Annotated in this window: 5 protein-coding genes and 1 pseudogene; 3 read left to right on the top strand and 3 right to left on the bottom strand. The window is 68.1% G+C overall.

From position 1 onward, the window contains the following. Nucleotides 1–84: 84 nt before the first annotated feature. The 3 genes and pseudogenes from HCJ93_RS28890 to HCJ93_RS28880 all read left to right on the top strand — a co-directional run. A pseudogene (locus tag HCJ93_RS28890) lies at nt 85–507 on the top strand (ISAzo13-like element transposase-related protein); the annotation flags it as partial. Between the two features lie 189 nt (nt 508–696). Then, nucleotides 697–1,671: a DUF1648 domain-containing protein gene (locus HCJ93_RS28885; RefSeq protein ID WP_167998786.1), complete on the top strand. Its 975-nt coding sequence runs from the start codon at nt 697–699 to the stop codon at nt 1,669–1,671. Between the two features lies 1 nt (nt 1,672). After that, nucleotides 1,673–2,029, top strand: a complete 357-nt coding sequence (locus tag HCJ93_RS28880) for a GntR family transcriptional regulator (protein ID WP_167998785.1) — start codon at nt 1,673–1,675, stop codon at nt 2,027–2,029. Here HCJ93_RS28880 and HCJ93_RS28875 read toward each other — a convergent pair. From HCJ93_RS28875 to HCJ93_RS28865, 3 genes are all read right to left on the bottom strand, one after another. After that, a complete protein-coding gene (locus tag HCJ93_RS28875) occupies nt 1,942–2,904 on the bottom strand; it encodes a sporulation-delaying protein SdpB family protein (RefSeq protein WP_167998784.1) in 963 nt (320 codons plus the stop codon). The genes HCJ93_RS28880 and HCJ93_RS28875 overlap by 88 nt on opposite strands. Then, complete coding sequence (locus HCJ93_RS28870) at nt 2,898–3,500, bottom strand: SdpA family antimicrobial peptide system protein (RefSeq protein WP_167998783.1); 603 nt, start codon at nt 3,498–3,500, stop codon at nt 2,898–2,900. The genes HCJ93_RS28875 and HCJ93_RS28870 overlap by 7 nt, the downstream gene beginning before the upstream one ends. Nucleotides 3,501–3,589: 89 nt before the next feature. After that, on the bottom strand, nt 3,590–4,194 hold a 605-nt coding region (locus HCJ93_RS28865; protein WP_167998782.1), incomplete at its 5' end, for a sporulation delaying protein family toxin.

Here is a 4,194-nt window from a genome sequence, read left to right as displayed (position 1 = left end):
TGCCCCTTGGGGTCGCCTGCCTCGTTTTTGGAATCGCGTTGGCTACGAATCGCCGGGGGTTTGGCGACAGGTTGGCAGCCGGGCATGCGGTCCGCGCTGCTGGCCCGCATGTTGGGGCATGACGGGATCCGGGCTGTCGCCCGGGCCGCTCAGGCCAGTGAGGCCACTGTCCGCAAGGGCGTCGATGAGCTCGAGGCGGGCGAGGCCGCGCTGGGCCGGGTCCGTCGGCCAGGCGGAGGCCGGAAGAGGGTCGCTGAGCTGAACCCGGGCCTGCGGCCCGCGCTGCTGGCTCTGGTCGAGCCCGGCATGCGGGGCGACCCGATGTCGCCGCTGCGGTGGACAGTGAAGTCCACGAGCGCCCTCGCCGCCGAACTCAACCATCAGGGACACCGCGTCTCGGCCGACACGGTCGGCGACCTGCTGCGCAAGGAAGGCTTCAGCATGCAGGCCAACGCCAATACCGTCGAAGGCACGCAGCACCCGGACCGGGACGCCCAGTTCCGCTACGGCGGCGCACGCCTCTGAGGCAGGGGCCGGCGAGATCGAACGCGGTGCCGGGTGATCCCCGCAAGGGGCACTGCTGCCGTCACTTTGGGCGTGGGATATGGCCGGAACGAGGCGGGCGAGTATCGAGGCGATCGATCTATCATCTGCTTGTTCTAGTTGTAAGCGAACAATCGTAGCTGAGGAGGCGGAATGGATCGCCCCGACCGGACTTCGGGTGTCCAGCAGCCGGGTCTGTTGCAATGGTTCGCCGGACTTCCCTGTCTCGTGGCCGCATTGGTGCTGGCGGTGGTGTTCGCGGTGTCGTGGTCGGATCTGCCGGATCCTATGGCGGTGCACTTCGACGGGGGCGGAGATGTCAACCGCTCGGCGTCCCCGGTAGCGGTGCTGCTGATCGCCGAGTTGACCTTGCTCGCCCTCGGCGCGGGACTGTCCCGCGGTGCGGTGCGGGGTTCGCTCGCCCTGCGGACGCTCTATGCCACGTCTGCGGCAGCGGCCGTCTCGCTGGGCTATCTCTTCACTGTGTTGGTACTGGCGAATGCCGGCGCCGGTACCGCTGACGAGGTGCGGATGCCGTTGTGGCACCTGGCCGTCGCCGCAGGATTGGCCGTGGGTGCTGCTGGTGGGGTGCGGCTGCTGGTGTCTCGGGAGCGCCCCGCTGCCGCAGATGAGTCGGCAGTCTCTGGTTCTGTGGGATTGCGGCCCCGTGAGAGGGCCATGTGGGTCCGTAGTGTCGGCCCGCAGTGGTTGATTGCCGCTGGGGTAGTAGGGGCTGCCGCTGCTGTGGTTGCCGGAACTCTCGGCTGGGCCCCTGGTCTGTGGTTGTGGCCACTGGGGCTGGTGTTCGCGATGATGGCTGGTGCCCGTGTGAGTGTCCACGGCGACGGGCTGACCATTCGGCCGCCGTTGCTTCGCGTACCCCGGATCCACATCCCGCTTCAGCGGATCGACAGGGCGTGGGCCGCGGAAGTTCGGCCGTTGTCGGACCTGGGGGGATGGGGATACCGGATCGCCAAGGGCAGGCGCGGTCTTGCGCTGCGGTCCGGGCAGGCGGTGTGGCTGGAGCTGGACGACGGAAGGCAGTTCGTCGTGGCCGTGGGCGACGCTGCGACAGCGGCCGGGCTGCTGGGCGACTTGTTGGCCAGGGACGCTCGACGGGATCGCTGAGGTGCTGATCCGTATCGACACAGGCTCCGCCGCCCCATTGGCGGAGCAGGTCGCCGCCGCCGTACGGCGGGCATTGGCCGACGGTGCCCTGCATCCCGGTGACCGGCTGCCTGCCGCCCGGGAAGTCGCGCGGCTTCTACAGATCAACGTCCACACCGTCCTGCGCGGTTATCAGCAACTGCGCGAGGAGGGGCTGATCGACCTCCGTCGAGGGCGAGGTGCTGTGGTGATCGCTGTCCCGGCACAGGCGCGGCTGCGTGAAGCGGCGATTCAGCTGGTGGCGGCGGCACGGGAGGCCGGCTTGTCGGAGTCCAGGGCTGTCGCCTTGCTGCGCGACTGTTGGGCGGAGGAATCGTGACCAGCGTGCGGTTCACGCAGTCGCAACCCCCCGCCCAGCGGCAAGCACAGCAGCAGCAGGCCCGCCCACATCGCCAACGCGAAGCTCCACAGGCCCATCATCACGGCGATGCACAGGTGGAAGCCCGCCCCGGCCGCGAGCAGCACGTAACGCACCCGCTGTGGTACGAGTAGCGCAGCTGCCAGAGAGATCTCGATGAACAGCGGGATCCATGTCAACGCGGCGACACCGATGGGGTTGGAGAGCACCGGGCCGACCATCGGGCGCAGCCAGCCGGACGCTCCGAAGGCCAGGCTGTTGCCCCAGTACCACATGCCGGTGCCGTCCGCCCACTCTGCATGCGGCAGCTTCGACACGCACGCTTGGAAGTACACGAACGACATCTGCAGCCGCACCACGACCAGGGCGCTGGCACCGGCCAGAAGCGGCCAGCTTGAGTGCGCTGCGGAGTCGGCGGCACTCCAGTGCCATCGTCGGCGGTCGCCGAGAGCAGGCAGCGTCAGCAGAAGCGTCAACACGGCGGTTATCTGGTCGCCGCCGTCACCGATCGCGATCCCTGTGAAGACGCTAAAGCTGATGTACGCATGGGGAAGCGCGGTCAGCCGCGGGCGCCAACCGCTGGCCACGACCAGCAGCACCGCCACGCATGCCCAACGCATTCCGTCCAGTCCGTCGTCGGGGACGACGCAGAAGGCGCCCCCCGCCTCGACGCCGCGGCACGTGGGGTGGTCACCCTGGAAGGCCACCGGGCGGAACAGCGTCGCAGAGTTGCTGAAGCTCAACGTGAGGAGTGTCCCCAGCGCGAGAAGAGTGCGGGCGAGGCCGTAGACGTTCGTCCAGGGAGAAGGCAGACGCACCGGGGTGTGACTCAGCATGTGACGTCCAGGACGGTGAGGCGGTCGGGCGTGTGGGTAGCGTGCATGAGGTCGCGCCAGGCGAAGGGCACCGGCTTTTGCTCCACGAGCGCGACCAGGCCACACAGAGTTGGTTCGGGAACAGGGTTGGAGACGGTGCCCGGCTCTTTGGCCTGGTCCAGGCACGCGGCCAGTTCGCGGTCGCATTTCGTCCAGCGCAGCCCGTCGGCCTCTGCCAGCAGCAGCGCCATCTCGATGCCCTGAGAGCGTGAGCGTCGGTCCAGACCGAAGGCGTTGTGGGGGGCGCTGTGCGGAGCCAGGAGCTGACCCTCCCAGACGCCGTCGTGTAGAACGTAGGGTTGCAGTTCGCTGTCGCGGGGCGACTTGGTAAAGAAGCTCCAGCCTTGGGGTGCCAACCGGTTGACGGTGGGGGCCACGGCTTTCTGCCCGGGGAAGGTGAGGGTGTTGCCGGGCAGGTGGATCTGAATGACGTACAGCGCGGGCAGCAGCCATGCCGCGACGGCCAGGGTCACCCAGCGGCGGGAGAAACCCGCGGTTGCCCGTGGCTGCTCCACCATCAGCGGTACTCGGCTTTTCCAGTCCTTCAGCCTTTGCATGCCCCTATTGCCCTTCCACGTCGCCCGGGGTGGGCGCGGAGTGTGCGGCGGGCAGCCGGACAGCTGCCTGCCGCACGGGGGTGAGTCGGTCAGATGGTGCGGAGCTGCTTGGTGAACGCGGCGATCTGCTCATCGCTGTTCACCGGGTCGGGGGAGTCAGCCGGCGGTGACCACCAGAAGTTCAGCTCGACCACCACGTTGGCCTGGGTGGCTGCGTTGATCCCCGCCACGACATTGACGAACGCCCCGACGTTTACGGTGACCAGGCATGTCCCGCTGCCCGTGCCGTCTTCCGACTGCACCTTGGCGACCTTCTCGACCTGGGCCGTACCGGCGTCGATGGCGTCCTTGACCCGGAACGGATTGCCGCTGCGGACGTCCGCCGAGAACGTGGCGAAGAACTCCGGTGACGCCTTGTCGATCGCGGTCGTCAGTTCCGCGATCGCCTTGCGTGCCTCAGGGGTGCCGTTCTTCCTCAGCTGACCGGTGCGATCCCCGATGAAGGCGTCACTCTTCATCAGCTTCTTGCCGACCGATCCTTGGCCGAAGTACAGGCCGGCGAACAGCTCCTTGCCGTCTGCACGAGCATCGGCCACCTTCACCGGAGCTGATGCCTTCACTGCCGAGCCGGCGGGCGCGTCAGCCGCGTGGGCTGCCGTGACTACACCACCGACCAGGAGGGAGCCCGCGGCTA

It is taken from the genome of Streptomyces composti, from assembly GCF_012034205.1.
In the GTDB taxonomy this organism is placed as follows: domain Bacteria; phylum Actinomycetota; class Actinomycetes; order Streptomycetales; family Streptomycetaceae; genus Streptomyces; species Streptomyces composti.
The sequence above is the reverse complement of the archived record's forward strand: the minus strand, read 5'-3'. Positions and strand labels throughout refer to the sequence as shown.

Excerpts from the sequence above, each read along its gene's own strand:
- HCJ93_RS28875 (WP_167998784.1), bottom strand. The coding sequence starts at position 2,904 with ATGCTGAGTCACACCCCGGTGCGTCTGCCTTCTCCCTGGACGAACGTC.
- HCJ93_RS28885 (WP_167998786.1), top strand. The coding sequence starts at position 697 with ATGGATCGCCCCGACCGGACTTCGGGTGTCCAGCAGCCGGGTCTGTTG.
- HCJ93_RS28870 (WP_167998783.1), bottom strand. The coding sequence starts at position 3,500 with ATGCAAAGGCTGAAGGACTGGAAAAGCCGAGTACCGCTGATGGTGGAG.